Origin of the sequence: Curtobacterium sp. L3-7 (genome assembly GCF_048756585.1) — a bacterium.
GTDB lineage: Bacteria > Actinomycetota > Actinomycetes > Actinomycetales > Microbacteriaceae > Curtobacterium.
Genome location: NZ_CP151474.1, coordinates 2,413,574 through 2,435,185 on the forward strand (window position 1 = coordinate 2,413,574; position 21,612 = coordinate 2,435,185).

The following is a 21,612-nucleotide window of genomic DNA, read 5'->3' on the forward strand; positions in this document are numbered from 1 at the left end:
GGGCGCCGGGAGCCGGGACCAGCCCGCCCCCTACCGCCGGGCGAGCTCCGCGCGCAACGGCAGGTCCTGGTCCTCGAGGATGAACTGTGCGCCGACCGACGTCCGCGCGTTCACCACGACCGGCGCGAGCAGGTTCACCGTCGTGCCGGCGTCACCCGGGGTCGCCACGACGAGGAGCATCGCGTCCGACGGCGCGGTCAGCCCGATCGTCGCCGCCTGCTCGTCGGACAGCGCCGGCGCGTAGTCGGGCAGGTGCACCGCAGCGTCGAGCAGGAACATCTTCGGCGCGGACACCCCGGACGCCGTGGTCCCCGCCCCGACGAGCGTGAAGAGCCCGTCGGCACCCGAGACCGGCGTCAGCGTGAACGCGACGAGGGGCTCGAGACCGAACGGTGCGACGGCGAAGGTGAGGTCGATGTTCATCGGAGGTAGTCCATCAGGGTCGGCTGCAGGACCTTCGCGGTGACGGCGAGGGCTGCCTGGTAGTTGGTCTGCTGCACCTGCAGATCGAGGACGGCCTTCGCGAGGTCCTTGTCCTCGATCGACGAGCGGCGTCCCTCGAGCGTCGTCGACGACGACTTCAGGGAGTCCTGCGCGGCGATGGCGGCCGCGTGCCGGACACCGACGTCCGCCTGCACACCGCGCACGGTCTGGAGGTGCGCGTCCACGTCGTTGATGCGGGGGTTCACGTTCACGCCGTTCTGCAGGTCCCCGACGATCGAGTCGATCATCGAGAACACGGAGGTCGACCCGGAGCCGAACACGGCAGCCCCTGAGGTGTCGACCCGCACCGTGGTCCCGTCGCCGATGCGCCGGTCGACGGTCGCGGTGGACGGCGCCCACCCGGTGGCGGGGTCGTACGCCGTCGACGAGGTCGAGGACCCGGCGAAGACGGACCGGGCACCGTACGTGGCGTTCGCGCTCGCAGCGAGGTCGCCCTTGAGCGCCTGGAACTGGGTGACGAACGCGTCACGGTCGGTGTCACTCATGGTGCCGGAGTTCGCCGCCTGCACGGCGAGGTCCCGCACCTTCGAGAGGACCGAGTAGACGTCGCCGAGCGCGCTGTCGGTGTTCGCCAGCCACCCGACCGCGTCGTTCGCGTTCCTGGTGTACTGCGCGTTCGCGGCCTGCTCCTTGCGGACCTGCATCGACGATGCGGTACCGACCGGGTCGTCCGACGGCTTCCCGATGTTCTTCAGGGTCGTGGCCTGCTCGGTGAGCTGTGCGAGCTTGGCGGCACCGGCCTGCAGCCGGCCCGTGGCCGCTGCCATGGACATCTGGGTGGTCACACGGGTGATCACGGTCATCCCCTCCCGACGAGGCCGACGCGGTTGATGAGGGTGTCGAGCATCTCGTCGACGGCCGTCAGGACGCGTGCCGCGCCCTGGTAGGCGTGCTGGTAGCTGAGCAGGTTGACGTTCTCCTCGTCGAGGTCGACGCCGGCGCCCGACTGCTGCTGGGTGCGCGCGTTGGTGAGGGCGAGGCCGGTGAGCGTCGCCTCCGACGTCGCCGAACGGGAGGCCGTGCCCACGCCCGCAACGAACGTCGCCCACGCCTTGTCGGGTGCGTCCGCGGCCTTCCCCAGCTCGCCGAGGGCATCGGCCACGGAGCCGTCGTACTCGCCGGCCGCGTTCCGCGTCGCGATGCCGCCGGCGTCGGTGGGGACGACGGTGAGGCCCTGCGCTGCCGGGACGCCGGCGGTGAGCGCGAAGAAGGCGGCACCGGTGGTCCCGTTCGCCGTCGTACCGGTGGCGTGCACGGCGTTCACCTGTGCGGCGATCGTCGTCGCGATCGTGTCGTACGCGGCGGACGCCTGCGCGAGCGCACCGCCGGTGCCGTTCGCGTTCGCCGGTGCCAGCAGGGACACGTTGCCGGCGATCGATCCGCCGTCGAGGGCGACGGCCGAACCGGAACCCGAGGTCCAGGCGAGGGTGACCGGCGCGCCGTCCGCGAGTCGGGTCCCGCCGCCGAGCGCGACCGAGCGGGCATCCGAGCCCTGCACCAGCGGGTTGCCGCCGATGAGCACGTCGACGGTCCCGTCGGCGTTCGCGCGGGTCGTGCCCCCGGCGAGGGAGGCGATCTGCTCGGTGAGCTGGTCACGCTGGTCGACGAGCTCGTTCGCGTTGCCGCCGCCGGCGAGTGCGGTGCGGATGCGGCCGTTGAGGTCGGCGACCTGTTTCGCCGCGTCGTTGAGCTGCGACACCTGTCCGGCGACGGTGCTGCGGACGCTGGTCCACTGTGCGTCGACGGCCTTCGACCCGGCGGCCAGGGTGGACGCGACGGTCTTCGCGGCACCGAGCAGCGCGGTGGCGGCACCCGGGTCGTCGGTGTGCGTGGACACGTCGCCCCACGCGGACCAGAAGTCGTCGAGCTTCGCGGAGAGCCCGTCGTCGCCCGGTTCGTTCAGCCCGGTCTCGAGCTGGTCGAGTCCGGCTGCCCTGGCCGTGGCGTACGCGGAGGACCCGGCAGCGGCGCGGACGCCGGCGTCGAGCGTGAGGGAGCCGAGTCGTGCGATGCCGTCGACGGAGACGCCCTGTCCGGCGAGGGCCGCCGTCCCGCGCATGAAGCCGGTCTGCGCCGCGGGGATCGACGTCTGCGTGACGCGCTGGCGGGTGTACCCGGCGGTGCCCGCGTTCGCGATGTTCTGCCCGGTGACGTCGATGCCGGCACGCGCTGCGGCGAGGCCGGAGTAGGCGGTGGCGAGCGAGCCGAATGTGCTGACCATCGTCTACAGGGTCCCGTCGAACAGTCGGGCCTCGCCCGTCGCGTGGCCCGAGGTCCCGGTGGCGTCGTACGTCGCGGTGTCGCCGACCGTGCCGGCGAGGGTCTCCTCGGTGGCCTGTGCAGCGGTCCGGAGGAAGCGGTCGTTCTCGTCCCGCAGGGCCCCGATCTGCGTGGTCAGCTCGACCATCGCGTGGAGGTGCGACGCGAGGATCTCGCCCCACGGGCCACCGGGCGCCGCGGCGACGACCTCGCGCAGGGGAGCGTCGGGGTCCACGCCCCACTCCTCGGCGACGGCGGCGCTCTCCGCGCTCCGTTCGAGTCCGGTGGCGCGGAGGCGTTCGAGCACCTGCTCGACCTCGCGGCTGGCGTGCGACACCCAGCGGGAGCGCCCGGCGGCGAGCAGCAGCTGCTCTTCCTCGAGCTTGAAGGTGAGCAGTTCGAGCAGTTCTCGTTCGCGCCAGAGCACGGCGGACAGGTCGTTCACGCTCATCATCTCCTCCCGGTGTCGGTCCGACTGTGTGTCGGTCATCCTGCGGTGTCGGTCATCCTGCGGACAGCGGGGACTATCGGCAGCCCGGGGTGCCCCGTAAGCGCGACCCCGGCGGTGGCGGGGCACGAGTCGGCACGGTTTCCTCCCGGTGCCTCCACTCCGGGGGACAGGAACGACCGTTCCCGCACTCGGGTCCCCCCAAATGCCGACCGGGAAACGCCCCGTGTCCCCCCGCTTTGGGGACGTGTGAGGGGGTGTTCAGGGGTTTGCCAGCCGATACATTCAGAACGCACCCCGGGGGACAAACCGGAACGCGTCGCAGGGACGCGGGTGCACCGCTCGGAGGGACCCGGGCGGGTCTTCGGCGTACCGACCGGCCTCCACGCGGCCGGTGATCGCCGCGCCCACGGACGGGTCACACCAGTCGAGACGACCAGGGGATCAGCATGGACCGCACCGAACGCAACGCGATGATCGTCGAGCACCTCCCGCTCGTCGGCTACATCGTGTCCGACGTCCGCGCACGTGCCACCCACCTCGACCGCGACGACCTCGCCGCCGTCGGTTCGCTCGCGCTCGTCGCGGCCGCCGACGCCTTCGACCCCACCCTCGGCGTGCCGTTCGGCGCGTACGCCCGCACCCGCATCACCGGCGCGATCGCCGACGACATGCGCTCGGCGGACTGGGCGAGCCGCGGCACCAGGAAGCGCATCCGCGAGGCCCTCGCGACGCAGGAGGCGCTGTCCTCCCGACTCGGTCGCACCGTGTCCGTGCAGGAGATCGCCGACGCGATGGGTGTCGACCGCCAGACCGCCGCCGACGCGATGAGCGATGCCGGCCGGGTCGTGACGCCGATCGACGAGACCGTGCACGACACCGTCGCCGCCGACCTGCCGCTCCCCGGCGAGGACCTCGTCGAGGCCGAGCGGCGCCGCTACCTCCGTGCCGCCGTCGAGGCGCTGCCCGAGCGGATGCGCTTCGTCGTCGAGGCCGTCTACTTCGGAGACCGCTCGGTCACCGACGTCGCCGCCGAGCTCGGCATCACCCACTCCGCCGTGTCGCAGCAGCGCTCCGAGGCGATGCGGCTGCTCCGCGACGGTCTGGCCACGCACTACGGCGACGGCGACGAGACGCCGGAGCCTGTGTCCCGCACCACCGCAGCACGCAGGAGCGCGTACCTGGCGAAGGTCGCCGCGAACGCCGCGGTCGGTGTCGCCCGTGCGGTGCAGGACGCCGCCACCGGCCACCACGTGGTCGCCAGCTGAGCCGTGGGAACCGCTCGGAGAAATCCCGACGGTTCTCCTAACGCCTCCGGCCGCCCGGCCGAGAGGACACCATGTCAGCCCACGGACGGGCTGACGAAGACCCAGATTTCACGGAGGAAACCACCATGGGTATGTCCATCAACACCAACCTCTCGGCACTCAACACGTACCGGAACCTCAACTCGACGCAGAACGACCTGTCGAAGTCCCTCGAGAAGCTCTCGAGCGGCCTCCGCATCAACCGTGCTGCCGACGACGCGGCCGGTCTGTCGATCTCCGAGGGGCTGAAGTCCCAGGTCGGTGGCCTCACGGTCGCCGCCCGCAACGCGCAGGACGGCATCTCCGTCGTGCAGACCGCTGAAGGTGGCCTCACCGAGACCCACTCGATCCTCCAGCGCATGCGCGACCTGGCAGTGCAGGCCGGCAACGACTCGAACAACGCGGACTCGCGCACGGCGATCACCACCGAGGTCGGCGAGCTCCAGAAGGAGCTCACCCGCATCTCGCAGTCGACCAACTTCAACGGCATCAACCTGCTCGACGGCTCCGCCGGCACCGCTGGTGTCCTGAAGTTCCAGGTCGGCGCCAACGGCGACGCGGCGAGCCAGATCGACGTGGACCTTTCGAAGGCGAACGTGAGCGACGTGGCCACGGCCGTCGGCACGCTGACGTTCGACAGCGCCGACAACGCGCAGGCCGCGATCACCGCCATCGACACGCAGATCAAGTACGTGTCGTCGGCTCGTTCGAACATCGGTGCCATCCAGAACCGCTTCGACCACGCCATCAACGTGACGAACGTGGCCAAGGAGAACCTCACCGCTGCGTCCTCGCGCATCACCGACGTCGACATGGCGGAGGAGATGGTCAAGTACACGCGCGACAACATCCTCAGCCAGGCCGGCACGTCGATGCTCGCGCAGGCGAACCAGAGCACGCAGGGCGTCCTCTCGCTGCTCCGCTAGCACCCTCGACGCCGTCACCCGGGCCGTTCGGGTGCCCGGGTGACGGCGTCACCCTCCCCACCCACCACCACGACGTCAGGGAGCAGCGACGATGTCCTCCGTGTCCTCGGCCTCGAGCCTCGCGATCGACGGTCTCGTCAGCGGCCTCAAGACGACGGACCTGATCAACTCGTTGATGTCCGTCGAGGCGGTCCCGCAGACCCTGCTGAAGAACAAGCTCACCAGCACGAACTCGTTCATCTCGTCACTGCAGACGATCAACGGGCTCGTGCAGGGCCTCGCCGCGAAGGCGAAGGACGCCGCGAAGGCGAACTCGCTCGACGTGTTCGCGGCCACCAGCTCGAACCCCGCGGTCACGGTCTCCACCGGAGCGAACGCCACGGCCGGTTCCCTGTCCTTCTCGGTCGGCGCCGTCGCCTCCGCGCAGATCGGGGTCACTGCGGCGATGGCGACGTGGTCCTCGGCCGCCGAGCCGGTCACCATCACGAAGGCGGACGGCACGACCACCACGGTCACCCCGGCGTCCGGGTCGCTCGACGACGTCGCGTCGGCGATCACGAAGTCCGGCGCCGGCGTCACGGCCACCAAGGTCGCCGCAGGGACCGACGCCGACGGGACGAAGCTCTACCGCCTCCAGCTGACCTCGACCGCCACGGGTGCTGCAGGGGCGTTCTCCGTCCACCGCGGCACCGCAGCGGACGTCGCCGCGGGCACGGCCACCGACGTCCTCACCCAGACGGGTGCCGCGGTCGTCGCCCAGGCAGCCGACGCAAGCGTCACGCTGTGGGCCGGCACCGCTGCCCAGCAGACGGTCACGAGCTCCACGAACACGTTCACCGACCTCGTCCCAGGACTCACCGTGTCGGTGTCGGCGCCGAGCACGTCCCCGGTGACGGTCACCGTCGCGCAGGACACCACGAAGGCCCAGGCGGTCGCGTCCGGGCTCGTCGACGCGTTGAACGCGATCACCGCCTACTACTCGTCGAACACCGCCGTCACGAGCACGACCAGCCCGACGACGGGCACCACCTCGACGACCGCCGGCGTCCTGATGGGGGACGCGACCACCCGCGACGTCGTGCAGCGCCTGACGAGCACGATGTCGGCGCCCGTCAACGGCAAGTCGCCGTCGTCGATCGGCATCTCGATCACGAAGGACGGCGACTTCACCTTCGATGCCGACGTGTTCCAGAAGGCCCTCGCGACCGACCCGCAGGGCACGCAGGCGATCCTCGCCGGGGTCGCGACCACCGTCGGTGCCGCCGCGACCGCGGCGTCCGACAAGTACGACGGCTCGATCACCACGTCGATCACCGGCCAGCAGTCGGTCGCGAAGGACCTGAACACCCAGATCGACAGCTGGACGGACCGCCTCACCTCCCGCCGCGCCGCGCTCCAGACGCTGTACGCGGCACTCGAGACCAACCTCAGCAAGCTCCAGTCGCAGTCGAGCTGGCTCTCCAGCCAGCTGTCCTCGACGACGAGCTGAACGGGAAGACACCATGTACGACAAGAACACGCTCCGCCGTCGCGCGCAGTACACCAGCGAGGCCGTCCTCTCCGCGACGCCGGCACAGCTCGTCACGATGCTCTACGACCGGCTGCTCCTCGACCTGCACCGTGCGGAGGCCGCGCAGACCACGAACGACTGGGACGCCGCGCGCGAGCAGCTCCTGCACGCCCAGGCGATCGTCGGCGAGCTGTCCGCGACGCTCCGCATCGACGCGTGGGACGGCGGCGAGGGTCTCCTGGCGATCTACAACTACGCGTCGACCTCGCTGATCACGGCGAACGTTCACCGGGACGTCCAGGCGACGCGCGACTGCATCCGGATCCTCGAGCCCCTGCGACAGTCCTGGCACGACGCCGCGGCCGCCCTGCCGGCGACGCCGGCATCGGCGCAGCACACGATCGGCGGAGCGCTCGGTGTCGCCTGAGCAGACCCCGCCAGACGAGCAGACCGGGTCAGACGAGCAGCGGGCCGCTTGGGAGGCCGTGCTCACGTCCCTGGAACAGGCGGCGGCCGCCGACGACCCGGCCCCGTGGCACGAGCCGACCGGGCTGGGCCGGATCCCGCGGGACCTGGTGGGGCGGGCCTCCCGGCTGCTCGCCGCGCAGCGGGACCGCATGCAGGTGCTGGAGCAGGACCGGCGCAGCACGCTCGAGCACCTCGGGGCGCTCCGCGCCGTCGACGCGACGCGCGAGCCGCAGCGCTCGGTGTACCTCGACGCCTCCGCCTGAGCCCCCCGTTCGGGGCAACCGCTAACACCCCGGGACCCGCGCTCCGATAGCGCCCGACGAGCACGGATCGCTCGACCACCCGGCCACGGATCGGCCACCACCGCACGGTGTCATCGCACAGGACGACGGCACCTTGACGAGGGGACCCTCCGTGTTCGATTCCGTGACGTCGGCGGCGCTGCAGAGCGCGCTCGACGGGCTCTCGATGCGCCAGCGCGTGATCGCGAACAACATCGCGAACATCAACACCACGAACTACCACGCCGAGAAGGTGCAGTTCGAGGACGCCCTCGCCAAGTCCGTCGTCGAGGGCAACGGCAGCACGACGCCGACCATCGCGCGGAGCCTCGAGCCCACGAACACGAACGGCAACAACGTCAACCTCGACGAGGAGACGCTCTCCAACATCGACACGGTGCTCCGGTACCAGTTCGCCACGCAGGCGATGAACTCCGAGCTCACCAGCGTCCGTGCGGCGATGCGGACGAACTCGTGACGACCTTCGACGCGATCGGGATCGCGAGCACCGGCCTCACCGTGCACCGGAAGTGGCTCGACGCCATCTCCGACAACATCGCCAACGTCAACACGGTCAAGTCGATGGACGACACCGCGTTCCAGGCCCGGTACGTCGAGGTGCAGGAGGGCAACGGCGTCTCCGGCGCCTACGTCAAGGGCGCCGCGTTCGGCAGCGCCGCAGGCCGGGTGACCTACGACCCGGACAACCCGCTCGCGAACGCCGAGGGGTACGTCCGCATGCCGGACATCGACCTCGGCACGCAGATGGCGGACCTCATCATGGCCCAGCGCGGCTACCAGGCGAACGCCGCAGTGGTCGACCGCGCGAAGACCGCCTACGAGGCGGCACTGCAGATCGGGAAGAACTGATGCCCATCGACGCCGTGAACGGTGTGACCACGAACGCCCTCTCCGGGGTGTTCGGCACGAACCAGGCCACCACGCCCGCGACCACCGCCGAGCCCACCACGGGCACCGACGGGTCCTTCGCCGCGAGTCTCGGCAACGCCGTCGACGGACTCCAGGAGCTGCAGAGCACGTCGAAGACCCTCGCGCTCAAGGCCGTCACCGGCAACCTCGACGACATCCACGACGCCACCATCGCGTCCACCCGTGCGCAGGTCACGCTCGAGCTCGTCGCGGCCGTCCGCAACAAGGGCGTCGACGCCTTCAACGAGATCATGAGGATGCAGGCCTGATGCCCGCCGCACTGCAGAACGTCTTCGGCCGCCTCGGCGCCTACGTCAAGGGCTTCTCCGCCGCCCAGCGCACCATCGCGATCCTCGGCGTCGCGGCGCTCGTCCTCGGCGGCATCGCGCTCGCGTCCTGGCTCGGCAAGCCGTCGTACGCGCCGCTCTTCACCGGGCTGGCCGCTGCTGACGCGAGCTCGGTCACGGACCAGCTCACCACCGACGGCGTGCCGTTCCAGCTCACCGACGGCGGGGCGACCATCCTCGTGCCGCAGTCCGCGGTGTACACCGAGCGGCTCAAGGCGGCGTCGAACGGCCTGCCGTCGTCGAACGAGGGCGGCTACTCGCTGCTCGACAAGATGGGCGTGACGAGCTCCGAGTTCCAGCAGGACGTCACCTACAAGCGCGCGATCGAGGGCGAGCTCGCGAAGACGATCTCGGCGATGGACGGCGTGCAGACCGCCACCGTGCAGCTCGCGATCCCGGAGAAGTCCGTGTTCGTGTCCGAGGAGAAGGACCCGACGGCGTCGGTGTTCATCGCCACGAAGAACGGTGTCCAGCTCACCACCGACCAGGTGCAGTCGATCGTGCACCTGACGAGCGCCGCGGTCGAGGGCATGCAGCCCACCGACGTGTCCGTCGTCGACGCGAAGGGCCAGACCCTGTCCGCCGTCGGCACCGGCGCGACCGGATCGGGCGCCGACCAGGCGGCCGACTACGACGCGTCGACGTCGAAGAAGATCCAGGACCTGCTCGACACGACCCTCGGAGCCGGCAACGCCAGCGTCGTCGTGTCCGCGACGATGAACCAGAACACCGGGACGCGCACGTCGGAGTCCTACACGACGCCGACGTCAGGACCGGTCGCGCTCAACGAGTCGTCCACGAAGGAGCAGTACGGATCCGGCGCCGGAGCGTCCAGCGGCGCGACGGGCGTCCTCGGCCCGGACAACATCGCCGTCCCGAACGGCACCGCGACGAGCGGCACCGGTGACGGCGGGTACACGAACGAGTCGGCGACGAAGAACAACGCCGTCGACCACACCACCGAGACGACGCAGATCCCGTCGGGTGGCGTGCAGCGCCAGACCGTGTCGGTCGCGCTGAACAGCAAGGCGACGTCCGTGCAGAACGCGAACCTGCAGAGCATCAACGACCTCGTGTCCGCCGCTGCTGGAGCCGACACCGCCCGCGGGGACCAGGTGAAGGTCGCGATGATGGACTTCGACACGAGCACCGCCGACGAGGCCGCGAAGGCGCTCAAGGCACAGCAGGAGGCCGACCAGCAGGAGGCGATGTGGTCGGCGATCCGCACCGCCGGCATCGTCATCGGCATCGCTCTGGCCCTCATCGCGCTGATCATCGTGCTGGTCAAGCGCGGTCGGCGGCAGGAGCGCGAGAGCGTCGACGTCGGCGAGCTCGACGCCTTCGGGAGCGCGTTCGAACTGCCGCTGGCGGTCGACGCAGCCGAGCAGCGCGCCGGGCTCTCGTCCGCCGGCGACGCCCCGACCGTCGCGCTGCCGACGCTGCCGCACGACGACGCCCCGACCGAGGTCCTCACGACCGACGAGATCACCGCCGAGCGCCGCCGTCAGGACATCTCCGCCCTCGCCGAGCGCGACCCGAAGCGCACGGCCGAGCTCCTCCGCGGGCTCCTCGACGACCGGACCACGGTGTGAACGCCGCCGCCCCAGCGTCCGGCGACCGCGCGTTGACCGGTGCGCAGAAGGTCGCGCTCATCCTCATGCAGATGGAGACCGAGCGTGCCGCCGAGGTGATGAAGCAGTTCTCCGAGCTCGAGGCCGAGGAGATCTCCGCCGAGATCGTCCGGATGCGCCGGGTCGAGGACACCGTCGTCGACAAGACGCTGACCGAGTTCCACCGGATGACGCTGACCGGGCGCACGCAGCGTCGAGGCGGCAAGGAGACCGCGCTCGGGCTCCTCGAGGCGTCCTTCGGTGCCGAGCGCGCCGCGGGCGTCATGGACCGCCTGGCCTCGAACCTCGCCGGGCAGTCCTTCGACTTCCTCGACGACGCCGAACCAGGGCAGATCATCACCCTCCTCGAGGGCGAGCTCCCGCAGACCATCGCCCTCGTGCTGGCACACCTCAAGCCCGCCCAGGCGAGCGCCGTGCTCGCCGGGGTCGACGAACGTGCCCGCACGGACGTCGCGCAGGCGTTCGCCACGATGGGCTCGGCGACCCCCGAGGCGGTCGGCATCGTCGCGGGCGTCCTCCGGCAGCGCGCCGGCGCCGTCGTGTCGCCGCGCGAGAGCATCGAGGTCGTCGGGGGCATCCAGCCGCTCGTGGACATCATCAACCGATCGGACGTCGCGACCGAGAAGGCCGTGCTCGACGGGCTCGAGGCGCGCGACCCCGAGCTCGCCGAGGACATCCGTTCCCGGATGCTCACCTTCGAGGACATCGTCAAGCTCGAGGCGCGGGACATCCAGCAGGTGCTTCGCGGCATCGACTCGAAGATCCTCGCCACCGCGATGAAGGGCGCTGCCGGACCGGTCGTCGAGACCATCCGCGCCAACGTCTCCGAGCGCAACCGCGAACTGCTCGACGACGAACTGCAGGCGATGGGCCCCGTCCGCGTCTCGCAGGTCGAGGAGGCGCGTGCCGAGGTGGTCCGCTCCGTCCGTGAGCTCGAGGCGCAGGGCGTCATCACCGTCCACCGCGCGGAGGAGGACGAGCTCGTTGAGTGACACCACCTTCGAACGGGTCGCGTTCCCCGTCGTCGCCGATGCCGGGCTCCACGACCGCGTCGCCAGCGCCGAGGTCCGCGGGCACGCCGCCGGGTACGCAGCAGGGCTCAGGGCCGCGCAGGCGGAGACGGACGCACTGCGCGCCGAGCTCGCGGCAGCGCACGACCACCGCGCCGCGCAGCTCGAGGCCGAGACGGCCAGGCGGCTCGCCGTGCTCGGCGCGATGACCGACGCGCTCGTCGCGCGCACGGTGCCGGTGCTGGAGTCGGCGGAGCGATCCGTCGTGGAAGCCGCCGTCGAACTGGCCGACGCCGCCGTCGGGTACGCGATCCGGTCCTCCCGTCCGGTCCTGGAGGCCGGGGTCGACTCCGGTGCAGAGGCGACCGTCCGCCGTGCGCTCGCGTCCGTCGACCACACGGTCGCGATCGACGTGCGGCTCAGCCCGGCCGACGCCGCGGCGGTCGCCGGACTGGACCTGCCGGTCCCGGTGCGCGCGGACGCGACCCTCGCCGACGGCGACGCGGTCGTCGACCTGCCGGACGGCATCCTCGATGCCCGCATCCGAGTCGCGCTCGCCCGCGCCAAGGACGCGCTGGGGGTGACCGCATGACCGCGACGCTCCTCCGTCCGCGCGGCCTCGACGCCGCCGTCGCCCTCGCCGCACCGCAGCGCGTCGGCGTCGTCACGAGCGCCGTCGGCCTCGGGCTGACGATCGCCGGACTCGACGCGCGCATCGGCGAGATCGTCCTCGTCGGGCACGACGACGGACCGCAGACCGCCGTCGAGGTCGTCGCGACGGACGCGACGGGCGTCCGCTGCATGCCGCTCGGACGACTCACCGGGATCACCGCGGGGACGCCGGCTCGGCCCACTGGGCGACCGGTGCTCGTGCCGACCGGACACGGCCTGTTCGGACGCGTGCTCGACGGCCTCGGCCGCCCGATCGACGACCGTGGCCCGCTCGACGCCGCCGACTGGGTGGAACTCGACCACCCGACGCCGAACGCCATGGCGCGCACGCGCATCGACACGCCGATGCAGCTCGGCGTCCGGGTGCTCGACACCCTGACGACCGTCGGGCGCGGGCAGCGCATGGGCCTGTTCGCGGGGTCCGGCGTGGGCAAGTCGTCGCTGCTGTCGATGATCGCCAGGGGGAGTGACGCGGCCGTCAACGTCATCGCACTGGTCGGGGAGCGCGGCCGCGAGGTCCGGGAGTTCCTGGAGGACGACCTCGGTGCCGAGGGCCTCGCACGCTCGATCGTCGTCGTGTCCACGTCCGACGAACCAGCACTCATGCGTCTGCGCGCCGCGTTCGTCGCCACCCGTATCGCGGAGTCGTTTCGCGATGCCGGGCAGGACGTCGTGCTGATGATGGACTCGCTCACCCGTGTCGCGATGGCGCAGCGCGAGATCGGGCTCTCGGTGGGGGAGCCGCCAGCCACCAGGGGCTACCCGCCGTCGACGTTCTCGGTCCTCGCCGGCCTGCTCGAACGCGCCGGCACCGACCGCATCGGGAGCATCACCGGGCTCTACACGGTGCTCGTCGATGGTGACGACCACAACGAGCCGATCGCCGACTCCGCGCGGAGCATCCTCGACGGGCACGTCGTCCTCGACCGGAAGCTCGCCGTGACGGGGCACTTCCCGTCCGTGGACGCCCTCGGGTCGATCTCCCGCGTGGCGTCGAAGGTCACCACCGACCACCAGCGCGCCGCTGCGACCGGCCTGCGGAAGGTGATGGCCGCACGGAAGGCCGCGCAGGACCTGCTCGACGTCGGGGCGTACCAGCGTGGGACGAACCCGCTCGTGGACGCGGCCGTCGACCACCAGGACGCGATCGACGCGTTCCTCCGCCAGGGCATGGAGGAGCGTGCGACCGCGGACTCGTCGTGGGATCGCCTCGGCGCACTCGTCCAGCAGCTCGGGGGTGTCTGATGGCGCGCCGCTTCCCGCTCGCCGGGCTGCTCCGACTCCGGCACGCCGAACAGGACCAGGCCGCAGCGGTCCTCGCCGCCGCGAACGAACGCGTCCGTGACGCCGCCGACGCCCGGATCGCCGCGCGCCGGAACCTGAGCGACCAGGAGGCCGCGATGCCGATCGAGGACGCCGCGACCCTCAGCGCGGTCGCCGCAGCCCGTGCCGCGACCCGCGGGATGCTCGAGGAGCTCGACGCCGTGGTGCAGCACCGTCGTGCCGACGCCGATGCCGCGCAGGGGTCGTACAACGCCGCCCGTCGCGCGGCGCTCGGGCTCGAGAAGCTCGAGACGCAGCACGACTCCCGTGTCGCGGCGGAGGACCTGCGCACCGAACAGACCACCCTCGACGAGATCGCGGCACGGAGCCCGCGCGACCTCGGGAACGGAGACGGCCGATGAGCCTCGACACCGTGCTGAGCCGGATCTCCGAGATCCGCTCCCAGATCGACACGCTGCAGAGCGGGACCGCCACGTCGACGGCCGCGACGTCGACGTCCTCGGCCGACTCGACAGCGTCGTCGACCGCCTTCGCATCGGCACTCGCCGAGGCCTCGGGCACCGCCGCACCGACGACCGCCCCGGCCACGTCGGTCGACGCGGGCAAGGGGACCGTCGCCACCGGCAGCGGTGCGACCGGGGACGACGTGGTCGCCGACGCGAAGAAGTACCTCGGCGTGCCGTACGTGTTCGGTGGGACGACGACCTCGGGCATGGACTGCTCCGGACTCGTGCAGACCGTCTTCAAGGACCTCGGCGTCACGATGCCGCGCGTCGTGCCCGACCAGGCGAAGATGGGCGTCGCGGTGCCGTCGCTCGCGCAGGCACAGCCGGGCGACCTGATCATCCCGAAGGGCGAGGGCCACGTCGTCATCTACGTCGGCGACGGCAAGGTGCTGCACGCGCCCCGCCCCGGCAAGGACGTCCGCATCGTCGACAACTGGTACAAGGACTCGGACATCTCGACCATCCGGCGCATCGTGCCGTCGGCCCAGGACGCCGCCGCGACGAAGGCCGCCTCCGCCGCCGGGGCCGGTTCGTCCGGGACCGACCTGCAGACCGCTGCCCTGATGTCCCTGCTGCAGTCCGGGAGCGCCGCCGCATGACCATGACGATGCCCACCGCACAGGGCGCCCCCGCGGCTGCGGCTCCCGCCCGTGCCGGCTCGTCCGCGAAGGACGACCCCGCAGCGGGCACCGGGTTCGCCGCCGCGCTGACCGCCGCGGACGCTGCAGCACCTGCCGCCGGGCGTGGTCCGGCGAGGGGCAAGGACGGAGGTCCGACGGCGAGCACGACCACCGCCGAGTCCGGTGCTGTCGCCGACGCCACCACGTCGGAGCCGACGGCGGGACAGCCCGTACCGTCGCAGACCGTGCCGACGCAGCCCGTGCAACCCGCACCCGCACCCGCGGATGCCGGCGCCCTCGCCGCGCTCCTCGGTCTCCCGGTCGCCGCGCCCGCCGCGGCGCCGTCGGCCGCCGCCCCGAGTCTCGCGGCCGCCGCCCCGAGTCTCGCGGTGGGCGACGGCTCTCGGGCTCCGGAGCGCGAGAACGGTCGCGTGGCCCGAGACTCGGCCGCGGCGCTGGCGGGTGCGGCGCTGCCGGTGTCCGGGCGCGCCGCGCAGCCGAGTCTCGTGGAGGGCGACACTCCTCGGGCCGTGCACGGCGAGATTGCTCGCGCAGCCCGAGTCTCGCCCAGCGGCGCGGGTGTGGCCGTCGGCGCGGGTGCGGCCGGCCCGGCGCCGAGCGGCCCGGCTCCGGTTGTCGCTGGCGGCCTCCCGGCCACTCCGGCCACCGGCGCGCCGAGTCTCGTGCTGAGCGACACTCCTCGCGCTGCGCAGACCGAGAACGGTCGCGGAGCCCGAGTCTCGCCCACGGTCACCCCGCCGACCGCACCCGCCGCACCGACTCCCGCGGCCGCGCCGACGACCGCGCCGCAGCACGGGGCGGACGCGATCGTCCGCACCCAGGGCGAGTCGAGCCTCCAGGCCGGACCCACCGCACGGACGCCGGAGGCGACCTTCGCGCTCCCGGCCCCGACGGCCACGGCACCGACGGCCACCGGACCGACGACCACCGCACCGACCACCGCGCCCGCTGTCCAGCCGGCACCCCTCGCACAGCAGCTCGCGCGGCCCGTCTTCACGCTCGCGCAGGCCGGCCACGGTGACCACGTGGTGACGGTGCAGGTCGTGCCGGACACGCTCGGCCCGGTCACCGTCCGCGCGCACGTCACAGCGCAGGGGATGCACGTCGAGCTGTTCGCCGCATCCGATGCCGGGCGCGACGCGGTGCGGCAGGTGCTGCCGGACCTCCGGCGCGACGCGGCCGCCACCGGCGTGGCGACGACGCTCGACCTGTCGTCGCAGAACCACCCGGACCGCCAGGCGGGCGAGTCCGCCGGTCGCGACGGGCGGCCGGCCGCCGGTCCGCCGGTCGGCGACGACCTGGAGGCCCGACCCGCCTCCGCCAGGACCCTCCGGTCCGTCCCCTCCACCGTCCGCACCGCGGGACTCGACGTCCTCGCCTGAGCCGCTCCACGACAAGGAAGAACCATGCCGATCGACTCGATCACCGGCAGTGTGGACCAAGCCACGCAGGCCGCAGCCCTCGCCGCGAACGCCGCCTCGAAGAAGTCACAGACGATGGACTCCGAGGTGTTCATGAAGCTGCTCGTCACGCAGCTGCAGAACCAGGACCCGTCCTCGCCGATGGACACGAACCAGATGATCAGCCAGCAGACGCAGCTCGCGATGATGGAGCAGATCACCAACCAGACCACGACGGGGAACGAGAACTTCTCGTTGCAGATGCGCATCGCCGCGGCGAACCTCGTCGGCAAGCAGGTCACCTACACGGACGCGTCCTCCGGTGCATCCGTCAGCGGGACCGCGAGCGCCGTGTCGTACGCGAACAGCGTGCCGACCGTGACCGTGAACGGGAAGGAGGTCGATCTCGACGTGATCTCCGGTATCAAGACCGCCTGACCCGCTCCCTCCACTTCTCCCTCCGTCTCGTTCTGAAAGGAACACACCATGCTCCGCTCGCTCTACTCCGGTATCTCCGGACTCCGCTCCCACCAGGAGATGCTCGACGTCACGGGCAACAACATCGCCAACGTCAACACCGTCGGGTTCAAGGCCTCGTCGACGGTCTTCCAGGACACCCTGTCGCAGATGACCCAGGGCGCCGGCGGGCCGCAGACCGGCATCGGCGGCACCAACCCGGCGCAGATCGGCCTCGGCGTGCAGGTCGCCGGCGTCTCCACCAACTTCGCCCAGGGGTCGGCGCAGGCCACCGGCAAGGCAACAGACCTGATGATCTCGGGCGACGGCTTCTTCGTCACGCGGCTCGGCAACGACACGATCTACAGCCGTGCGGGCGCGTTCGACTTCGACGCGAACGGCCGACTCGTCAGCGCGGACGGCAAGATCGTCCAGGGGTACTCCGCGACGAACGGCGTGGTCAACGACGGCGGGCAGCTCACCGACATCGTCCTGCCGCTCGACGCCGCCGCACCGGCGACCGCGACCTCCTCGGCCACCGTCACCGGCAACCTGCCGTCCGACACCGCCGTCGGTGAGACACTCAACCGCGACGCCACCGTGTTCGACCAGAACGGCAGCAAGCACACGCTCTCCCTGGCGTACACACGGACCACGACCGGGTGGAGCGTCGCGGCGTCGAACGGGCAGGGAACATCGGCGACCGGCGCGATCACCTTCGCCGCGGACGGTTCCGTCGCGTCCGGTGGCACGCTCGCGGTCGGCGGCATCACCGTCGACATGACCCAGCTCTCCGGGTTCGCGGCGCTGAACACCGCGTCGATCTCGTCGCAGAACGGGCACGAGGCCGGGTCGCTGCAGGGCTACTCGATCTCGAAGGACGGCACCGTCGTCGGCACGTTCTCGAACGGGTCCTCGCTCGCCATCGGCCGCATCGCGCTCGCGACGTTCGCGAACCCGGCTGGCCTCGAGAAGACCGGTGCGTCCGGCTACCGCGCGACGGCGAACTCGGGCCAGGCCACGGTCGGCGCGCCCGGCTCCGCCGGTGTGGGGTCGCTGGCGTCCGGCACGCTCGAGATGTCCAACGTCGACCTGTCGCAGGAGTTCACGAACCTCATCGTTGCGCAGCGCGGGTTCCAGGCGAACGCGCGCATCATCACCACCTCGGACGAGGTCCTGCAGGAGCTGACGAACCTGAAGCGCTGAGCTGTTCGGCGGCGCCGGGCCGTTCGGCGGCGCCGGGCCGTCGGGCGCCGACGTTCGACCAACCGGGAGCAGTCCGCACCACGATTCACCGTGGTGCGGACTGCTTCCGGTTGTGCGGTGGGACGCGACTCCATGCCGCGAGATCGGTCAGACGTGTTTCTGCCACGCGCCGGACCACCAGGCCGGCTCGAACCCGATCGACGTGTTCACCGCGAGCATGTGGGTGTTCTCCTCGGCGTTGGCCGTGAGGACCGCCGGTGAGTCCGGCACCGCTCGTGCCCATGCAGCGAGGGCAGTGCACTTCGCCAGGAGTCCGAGCCTGTGGCCACGGTGCTCCGGCAGTACCAGGGTGTTCTTCGTCAGCGTCGTGGCCGACCGATCGGCGCCGATCGAGAGCTCGCTGATCGCAACGAGTCGACCAGTGGGTTCGTGCACGATCCCGGCGACGCCGATGAGCCCGCCGATGCGCGCCATGTGTGCGTCCCGGGAGTTGACACGCTCCGCGTCCCACGGATCGTCGCGCGCGTCCAGCTCGCCCCGCGGTGCGTCGCTCGACATGCGGTCGAGCACTGCGGAGAGACCATCGACCCACTGCGGCGGGGTCGGCCCGCACCACCAGATCGAGCGGTAGTCGGATCCGGCGTGAGCCGACGCCTCCGACCGCAACTCTGCGATGCGTCGGTCCAGCGTCCTGTCGCGGAGCAGCTGGCTGTACCGGACCACCTGCCCGAGCGCGTAGCCAGCCGCGGCGATCGCCAGCGCCAGAGAATCCGCCGGCACAGCGCCGACGCCGTTTCCGGAGGCAACTGAAGCCCGAGCGTCGTCGCGGCGGTGCAGACTCGCCACCCGGATCGTGGAGCACCCTTGGGCGACGGCTTCCCGCTCGACCGCCGAGAGGACGTGCCGTTCACGGTCGGCCGCCCCCGGAGCCGCCGGGACGAACACACTGACGTCGGCATGGTCTGCCGCGTCCACCGGGACCGCGAGCTGTGCGGCGGCGACGGGCTCTCCGCTCTCGTGGGCGACGAAGACCGTCCACCGCAGGTGCGTGCGATCGCGGAGTCCCTGGAGGACCGCCCGCGCGTCGTCGGAGAGCGCGGTCGATCCCGTGCGCTCGGACATCGACCGGCTCGCGATCGCCAGGTAGTCGAGGAAGTCGCGGGCCTCCGGATCCTTCACGGTCTTCGGGAGGTCGACAGGGTGGACCTCGAACGATCGTGTTCCGGGCATTCCACCAGTGTGCCCGTACCCGGGTCCGTCGTGTCGAACACGTCGAGCGTCTGCTGCAGGGCACCGCCCCGGCGTGAGCAGGCCGCGTGGTGCGGTCAGCCCTGGCCCTGGTCCCAGAGCCGCCAGCCGCTCGAGGTGTGCACCCAGCACCAGTTCCACTGCAGTTCGCCGGGCTCGGCGCCGGTCATCCAACGCTGGTCGATCGTCGATGCCACGCACTCCTGGCTGCGGCCACCGACCTCGGCGGAGACGTGTTCCGGCGCGCGGAGGTCGCGGAAGGACCGGAGATCGGGCCAGCCGTCCGAGAGTGCGTCCGGCGCCGCGCCGCACCACGAGAACGTGTTCGAGGTCGTCAGCAGGCTGGTGAGCGCGCAGTCGTGCCGTTCCGCCGCCCGCAGGTACGCCCGGGTCACCGTCTCGACGGAGGCATCAGCGGCCGGGGCCTCCTGCTGCGCGACGATGCGGTCGTGGACGTGCTGGATCGCGAAACCCCCTCCTGTGAGCGCACAGGCACCCAGGATCGAGAGCGCGACGACGGTCCGGATGCGCATCTCGCCAGAGTGGCCGTACGGCGTGGACGACGCAAGGTCCACGACCGGGGGACGCGCGACGGCCACCGTGCCCTCCACTGGGGCGCGCGATCCGCACTCGGCTGCGGGATGATGACGACTGCCATGGACACCACGACGACTCCTCCGCGTCACCGGGACGAATCGGTGCCGCCTGCCAGAGGGGCGCACCGCCCGACGCCGTGGCTCACGGTGGCGCGTTGGGCCGGACGGCTGCTGCTCGTCGTCACCGTCCTGGCGGTCGTCCTCACCCGGGCGACGCGTGCGGAGTGGACCGCACAGGGCTACGACGCCGACGGGTTCCCGGTGAGCTGGGTGCCGAACACGACGCTCCTGCTCGTGCTCGTCGTCGGGATCGCCTGGCAGTGGGTCTGCGGACTGGCCGCTTCTCCGGACGCATGCTGGCGGGACGGGGACACACTCGTCGCGCCGACGGTGTTCAGTGACCGGCGGATCCTGGTGCCCGGCGCCCTCGTGCTCCCGTTCCGCCTGCTCGATCAGACGGGCGTCGTCCACGGTGGGCTGGTGATCGATCGGCGTCTACATGTCGTCGCGCTCGTTCCCGCGCTGTGGTCAGGAGGTCGTGGACGTCTCGACCGTCTGACCGGCCGTCGTGCTGACGGGACGTTCCTCCGTGCCGTTGGCGAGTACGCGCTCGGGTTCGTCTGGCTGCTGTCGGTGGTCGTGGTCGTCCTCGGGCTGATGGCCCTCGTCGACGTGCTCACCGGGGCGATGGGGCGCTGACCGTCGACCGAGCACCTCGGGGTACACGAGTGGCCGCTCCGCGCTCCGAGCGGGGAATTCGGGGGACGATCTCGCGGTGACCCCCAAACGGGGCACAGGATGATGCAGGATGTTCGCGGACACGTCACCGATTCCCCTCGGGACGTGCGTCCGCCCCTGACGACTCCCCAACCCGAAGCCCTCGAGGAGCACGACATCCACACCCGAAGCACGTGCACGCCCATGCGCGGCACGACCCCCACGTCCAGTACGCCCACCATCGCTCGGCACCAGCGGTGAAGCGCGGGCGCATCGTCCTCGCGGCGGCCACCGCCTCCGTCCTGTTGGTCGGGATCCCGACCGCTGCCTCCGCACACGCGTGGGGCTGGGGCGGCCGGTGGCACCACGCACCGCCCGTCGTGTCGCCCGCCCCGTCGGACGAGCCGACGAGCACACCGAGCGACGAGCTGACGAGCACACCGAGCGACGAGCCGTCCGGCGATCCGACGGACATCCCGACGGAGACCCCGACGGCTGAGTCGACCGACGCTCCGACGCCCGCCCCCTCCGCGACCCCCGAGCAGGCCGCGCCGGAGCCCGTCGCGGACGACGCAGCCGTCGCACCCGACTCGTCGTTCGTCGAGGACTTCAGCACGTCCGCGGTCACCGGCCTCGTCCAGTCCCTGTACCCGCAGTCGTGGCAGCCCTACCCCGACGGCACGTCCGGCATCTACGAGCCGAGCAAGACGGTCTCCGTCCACGACGGCGTGATGGACGTCCAGCTCGGCGGTGCGGGCGCTGCCGGCACCTTCGGGTCCGAGGACGGCGCATGGGACCACGTCGGCGGCTCGTTCTCCGTCCGGGCCAAGGCCACGGGCGGCGACGGCAACGGTGCGGCGTTCATGCTCTGGCCGAGCTCGAACGTCTGGTCCGACGGCGAGATCGACTTCCCCGAGGGCAACTTCGAGTCGAGCCCGTCCGCGTTCCAGCACTCGATGACCCCCGGGCAGGAGAACGAGCGCGTCCAGATCGGCAGCGGCGTCTCGTGGCGTGACTGGCACACGTACACGATCGACTGGGTCCCCGGCGAGTCGGTCACGTACAGCGTCGACGGCCAGGTCCTCCAGACCCTGACCGAGGACGTGCCGACGACCGCGCACCGCTTCATGTTCCAGACCGGCAACTGGGGCGATAACGGCAACCTCCTCATCGACTGGGTCTCCACCACCGAGTGACGCAGCCCGGACACGGGCCGGACGGGAGGCTCGGTGCCAGCTGGCACCGAGCCTCCCGTCCGTCGTCTG

General features: G+C 71.5%; 25 protein-coding genes. 19 read left to right on the forward strand and 6 right to left on the reverse strand.

Annotated features, from left to right (window positions below; translation table 11 throughout):
• Positions 1 to 30: 30 nt before the first annotated feature.
• The 4 genes from fliW to AAEP80_RS11720 are packed head-to-tail and all read right to left on the reverse strand — an operon-like array spanning position 31 to position 3,253.
• Positions 31 to 423, reverse strand: coding sequence for a flagellar assembly protein FliW (gene fliW / locus AAEP80_RS11705; RefSeq protein ID WP_402728620.1), 393 nt, complete (start codon positions 421 to 423; stop codon positions 31 to 33).
• Positions 420 to 1,301, reverse strand: coding sequence for a flagellar hook-associated protein FlgL (gene flgL, locus AAEP80_RS11710; protein WP_413602029.1), 882 nt, complete (start codon positions 1,299 to 1,301; stop codon positions 420 to 422). Before flgL ends, fliW begins: the two co-directional genes overlap by 4 nt.
• A gap of 2 nt (positions 1,302 to 1,303) precedes the next feature.
• Positions 1,304 to 2,725, reverse strand: a complete 1,422-nt coding sequence (gene flgK, locus AAEP80_RS11715) for a flagellar hook-associated protein FlgK (RefSeq protein ID WP_420364537.1) — start codon at positions 2,723 to 2,725, stop codon at positions 1,304 to 1,306.
• Between the two features lie 3 nt (positions 2,726 to 2,728).
• On the reverse strand, positions 2,729 to 3,253 hold the full coding sequence (locus AAEP80_RS11720) for a flagellar protein FlgN (RefSeq protein WP_413602027.1): 525 nt from the start codon (positions 3,251 to 3,253) through the stop codon (positions 2,729 to 2,731).
• Positions 3,254 to 3,660: 407 nt separating this feature from the next.
• On the opposite strand from AAEP80_RS11720, the gene AAEP80_RS11725 reads away from it, so the two are divergent.
• The 17 genes from AAEP80_RS11725 to AAEP80_RS11805 all read left to right on the forward strand — a co-directional run bounded on the left by AAEP80_RS11725 (position 3,661) and on the right by AAEP80_RS11805 (position 17,786).
• On the forward strand, positions 3,661 to 4,479 hold the full coding sequence (locus tag AAEP80_RS11725) for a sigma-70 family RNA polymerase sigma factor (protein WP_420364538.1): 819 nt from the start codon (positions 3,661 to 3,663) through the stop codon (positions 4,477 to 4,479).
• Positions 4,480 to 4,604: 125 nt separating this feature from the next.
• The gene (locus tag AAEP80_RS11730) at positions 4,605 to 5,444 is read left to right on the forward strand and encodes a flagellin (RefSeq protein WP_420364539.1); all 840 of its coding nucleotides are present in this window, start codon (positions 4,605 to 4,607) and stop codon (positions 5,442 to 5,444) included.
• A 91-nt stretch (positions 5,445 to 5,535) separates the two neighbouring features.
• Entirely contained in the window at positions 5,536 to 6,933 is a 1,398-nt protein-coding gene (fliD, locus tag AAEP80_RS11735) for a flagellar filament capping protein FliD (RefSeq protein WP_420364540.1), read from the forward strand.
• A gap of 13 nt (positions 6,934 to 6,946) precedes the next feature.
• Positions 6,947 to 7,381 carry a flagellar export chaperone FliS gene (fliS, locus tag AAEP80_RS11740; protein ID WP_420364541.1) on the forward strand — a complete coding sequence of 145 codons (435 nt, stop codon included), beginning with the start codon at positions 6,947 to 6,949 and terminating at the stop codon, positions 7,379 to 7,381.
• Positions 7,371 to 7,685, forward strand: a complete 315-nt coding sequence (locus AAEP80_RS11745; RefSeq protein WP_413602022.1) for a hypothetical protein — start codon at positions 7,371 to 7,373, stop codon at positions 7,683 to 7,685. Before fliS ends, AAEP80_RS11745 begins: the two co-directional genes overlap by 11 nt.
• Positions 7,686 to 7,836: 151 nt before the next feature.
• Positions 7,837 to 8,181: a flagellar basal body protein gene (locus tag AAEP80_RS11750; RefSeq protein WP_402728628.1), complete on the forward strand. Its 345-nt coding sequence runs from the start codon at positions 7,837 to 7,839 to the stop codon at positions 8,179 to 8,181.
• Positions 8,178 to 8,573 (forward strand): flagellar basal body rod protein FlgC, encoded by a 396-nt coding sequence (locus tag AAEP80_RS11755; RefSeq protein ID WP_194625857.1) that lies wholly within the window; start codon positions 8,178 to 8,180, stop codon positions 8,571 to 8,573. Before AAEP80_RS11750 ends, AAEP80_RS11755 begins: the two co-directional genes overlap by 4 nt.
• Positions 8,573 to 8,902, forward strand: coding sequence for a flagellar hook-basal body complex protein FliE (gene fliE, locus AAEP80_RS11760; RefSeq protein WP_281264427.1), 330 nt, complete (start codon positions 8,573 to 8,575; stop codon positions 8,900 to 8,902). Before AAEP80_RS11755 ends, fliE begins: the two co-directional genes overlap by 1 nt.
• Positions 8,902 to 10,572 (forward strand): flagellar basal-body MS-ring/collar protein FliF, encoded by a 1,671-nt coding sequence (gene fliF, locus AAEP80_RS11765; RefSeq protein ID WP_413602020.1) that lies wholly within the window; start codon positions 8,902 to 8,904, stop codon positions 10,570 to 10,572. Before fliE ends, fliF begins: the two co-directional genes overlap by 1 nt.
• Positions 10,569 to 11,603 carry a flagellar motor switch protein FliG gene (gene fliG / locus AAEP80_RS11770; RefSeq protein WP_402728630.1) on the forward strand — a complete coding sequence of 345 codons (1,035 nt, stop codon included), beginning with the start codon at positions 10,569 to 10,571 and terminating at the stop codon, positions 11,601 to 11,603. The genes fliF and fliG overlap by 4 nt, the downstream gene beginning before the upstream one ends.
• Positions 11,596 to 12,213: a hypothetical protein gene (locus AAEP80_RS11775; RefSeq protein ID WP_420364542.1), complete on the forward strand. Its 618-nt coding sequence runs from the start codon at positions 11,596 to 11,598 to the stop codon at positions 12,211 to 12,213. Before fliG ends, AAEP80_RS11775 begins: the two co-directional genes overlap by 8 nt.
• Positions 12,210 to 13,538, forward strand: coding sequence for a FliI/YscN family ATPase (locus AAEP80_RS11780; RefSeq protein WP_420364543.1), 1,329 nt, complete (start codon positions 12,210 to 12,212; stop codon positions 13,536 to 13,538). The genes AAEP80_RS11775 and AAEP80_RS11780 overlap by 4 nt, the downstream gene beginning before the upstream one ends.
• Complete coding sequence (locus AAEP80_RS11785) at positions 13,538 to 13,978, forward strand: flagellar export protein FliJ (protein ID WP_402728633.1); 441 nt, start codon at positions 13,538 to 13,540, stop codon at positions 13,976 to 13,978. Before AAEP80_RS11780 ends, AAEP80_RS11785 begins: the two co-directional genes overlap by 1 nt.
• Positions 13,975 to 14,682, forward strand: coding sequence for a C40 family peptidase (locus AAEP80_RS11790; protein ID WP_420364544.1), 708 nt, complete (start codon positions 13,975 to 13,977; stop codon positions 14,680 to 14,682). The genes AAEP80_RS11785 and AAEP80_RS11790 overlap by 4 nt, the downstream gene beginning before the upstream one ends.
• Positions 14,679 to 16,106 (forward strand): flagellar hook-length control protein FliK, encoded by a 1,428-nt coding sequence (locus AAEP80_RS11795; RefSeq protein WP_420364545.1) that lies wholly within the window; start codon positions 14,679 to 14,681, stop codon positions 16,104 to 16,106. Before AAEP80_RS11790 ends, AAEP80_RS11795 begins: the two co-directional genes overlap by 4 nt.
• A 24-nt stretch (positions 16,107 to 16,130) precedes the next feature.
• Positions 16,131 to 16,562 (forward strand): flagellar hook assembly protein FlgD, encoded by a 432-nt coding sequence (locus tag AAEP80_RS11800; protein WP_402728636.1) that lies wholly within the window; start codon positions 16,131 to 16,133, stop codon positions 16,560 to 16,562.
• 48 nt (positions 16,563 to 16,610) lie between these two features.
• The gene (locus AAEP80_RS11805; RefSeq protein WP_413602016.1) at positions 16,611 to 17,786 is read left to right on the forward strand and encodes a flagellar hook protein FlgE; all 1,176 of its coding nucleotides are present in this window, start codon (positions 16,611 to 16,613) and stop codon (positions 17,784 to 17,786) included.
• Positions 17,787 to 17,933: 147 nt separating this feature from the next.
• Here the strand turns inward: AAEP80_RS11805 and AAEP80_RS11810 are convergent, their stop codons facing one another.
• Both AAEP80_RS11810 and AAEP80_RS11815 read right to left on the reverse strand, forming a co-directional pair.
• Complete coding sequence (locus AAEP80_RS11810) at positions 17,934 to 19,016, reverse strand: hypothetical protein (RefSeq protein WP_420364546.1); 1,083 nt, start codon at positions 19,014 to 19,016, stop codon at positions 17,934 to 17,936.
• A 95-nt stretch (positions 19,017 to 19,111) separates the two neighbouring features.
• A complete protein-coding gene (locus AAEP80_RS11815) occupies positions 19,112 to 19,567 on the reverse strand; it encodes a hypothetical protein (protein ID WP_420364547.1) in 456 nt (151 codons plus the stop codon).
• A 123-nt stretch (positions 19,568 to 19,690) separates the two neighbouring features.
• On the opposite strand from AAEP80_RS11815, the gene AAEP80_RS11820 reads away from it, so the two are divergent.
• Entirely contained in the window at positions 19,691 to 20,329 is a 639-nt protein-coding gene (locus AAEP80_RS11820; protein WP_420364548.1) for a hypothetical protein, read from the forward strand.
• Positions 20,330 to 20,604: 275 nt separating this feature from the next.
• Complete coding sequence (locus AAEP80_RS11825) at positions 20,605 to 21,543, forward strand: family 16 glycosylhydrolase (protein ID WP_420364549.1); 939 nt, start codon at positions 20,605 to 20,607, stop codon at positions 21,541 to 21,543.
• Positions 21,544 to 21,612: the final 69 nt, after the last annotated feature.

What these genes read in the sequence shown, in the direction of transcription:
- fliE (WP_281264427.1), top strand. Translation starts at nt 8,573, where the DNA reads ATGCCCATCGACGCCGTGAACGGTGTGACCACGAACGCCCTCTCCGGG.
- AAEP80_RS11730 (WP_420364539.1), top strand. Translation starts at nt 4,605, where the DNA reads ATGGGTATGTCCATCAACACCAACCTCTCGGCACTCAACACGTACCGG.
- AAEP80_RS11820 (WP_420364548.1), top strand. Translation starts at nt 19,691, where the DNA reads ATGGACACCACGACGACTCCTCCGCGTCACCGGGACGAATCGGTGCCG.
- AAEP80_RS11805 (WP_413602016.1), top strand. Translation starts at nt 16,611, where the DNA reads ATGCTCCGCTCGCTCTACTCCGGTATCTCCGGACTCCGCTCCCACCAG.
- AAEP80_RS11815 (WP_420364547.1), bottom strand. Translation starts at nt 19,567, where the DNA reads ATGCGCATCCGGACCGTCGTCGCGCTCTCGATCCTGGGTGCCTGTGCG.
- flgK (WP_420364537.1), bottom strand. Translation starts at nt 2,725, where the DNA reads ATGGTCAGCACATTCGGCTCGCTCGCCACCGCCTACTCCGGCCTCGCC.
- AAEP80_RS11800 (WP_402728636.1), top strand. Translation starts at nt 16,131, where the DNA reads ATGCCGATCGACTCGATCACCGGCAGTGTGGACCAAGCCACGCAGGCC.
- AAEP80_RS11790 (WP_420364544.1), top strand. Translation starts at nt 13,975, where the DNA reads ATGAGCCTCGACACCGTGCTGAGCCGGATCTCCGAGATCCGCTCCCAG.
- fliF (WP_413602020.1), top strand. Translation starts at nt 8,902, where the DNA reads ATGCCCGCCGCACTGCAGAACGTCTTCGGCCGCCTCGGCGCCTACGTC.
- AAEP80_RS11725 (WP_420364538.1), top strand. Translation starts at nt 3,661, where the DNA reads ATGGACCGCACCGAACGCAACGCGATGATCGTCGAGCACCTCCCGCTC.
- fliW (WP_402728620.1), bottom strand. Translation starts at nt 423, where the DNA reads ATGAACATCGACCTCACCTTCGCCGTCGCACCGTTCGGTCTCGAGCCC.
- fliS (WP_420364541.1), top strand. Translation starts at nt 6,947, where the DNA reads ATGTACGACAAGAACACGCTCCGCCGTCGCGCGCAGTACACCAGCGAG.
- AAEP80_RS11795 (WP_420364545.1), top strand. Translation starts at nt 14,679, where the DNA reads ATGACCATGACGATGCCCACCGCACAGGGCGCCCCCGCGGCTGCGGCT.
- AAEP80_RS11810 (WP_420364546.1), bottom strand. Translation starts at nt 19,016, where the DNA reads ATGCCCGGAACACGATCGTTCGAGGTCCACCCTGTCGACCTCCCGAAG.
- AAEP80_RS11780 (WP_420364543.1), top strand. Translation starts at nt 12,210, where the DNA reads ATGACCGCGACGCTCCTCCGTCCGCGCGGCCTCGACGCCGCCGTCGCC.
- fliD (WP_420364540.1), top strand. Translation starts at nt 5,536, where the DNA reads ATGTCCTCCGTGTCCTCGGCCTCGAGCCTCGCGATCGACGGTCTCGTC.
- AAEP80_RS11720 (WP_413602027.1), bottom strand. Translation starts at nt 3,253, where the DNA reads ATGACCGACACACAGTCGGACCGACACCGGGAGGAGATGATGAGCGTG.
- AAEP80_RS11785 (WP_402728633.1), top strand. Translation starts at nt 13,538, where the DNA reads ATGGCGCGCCGCTTCCCGCTCGCCGGGCTGCTCCGACTCCGGCACGCC.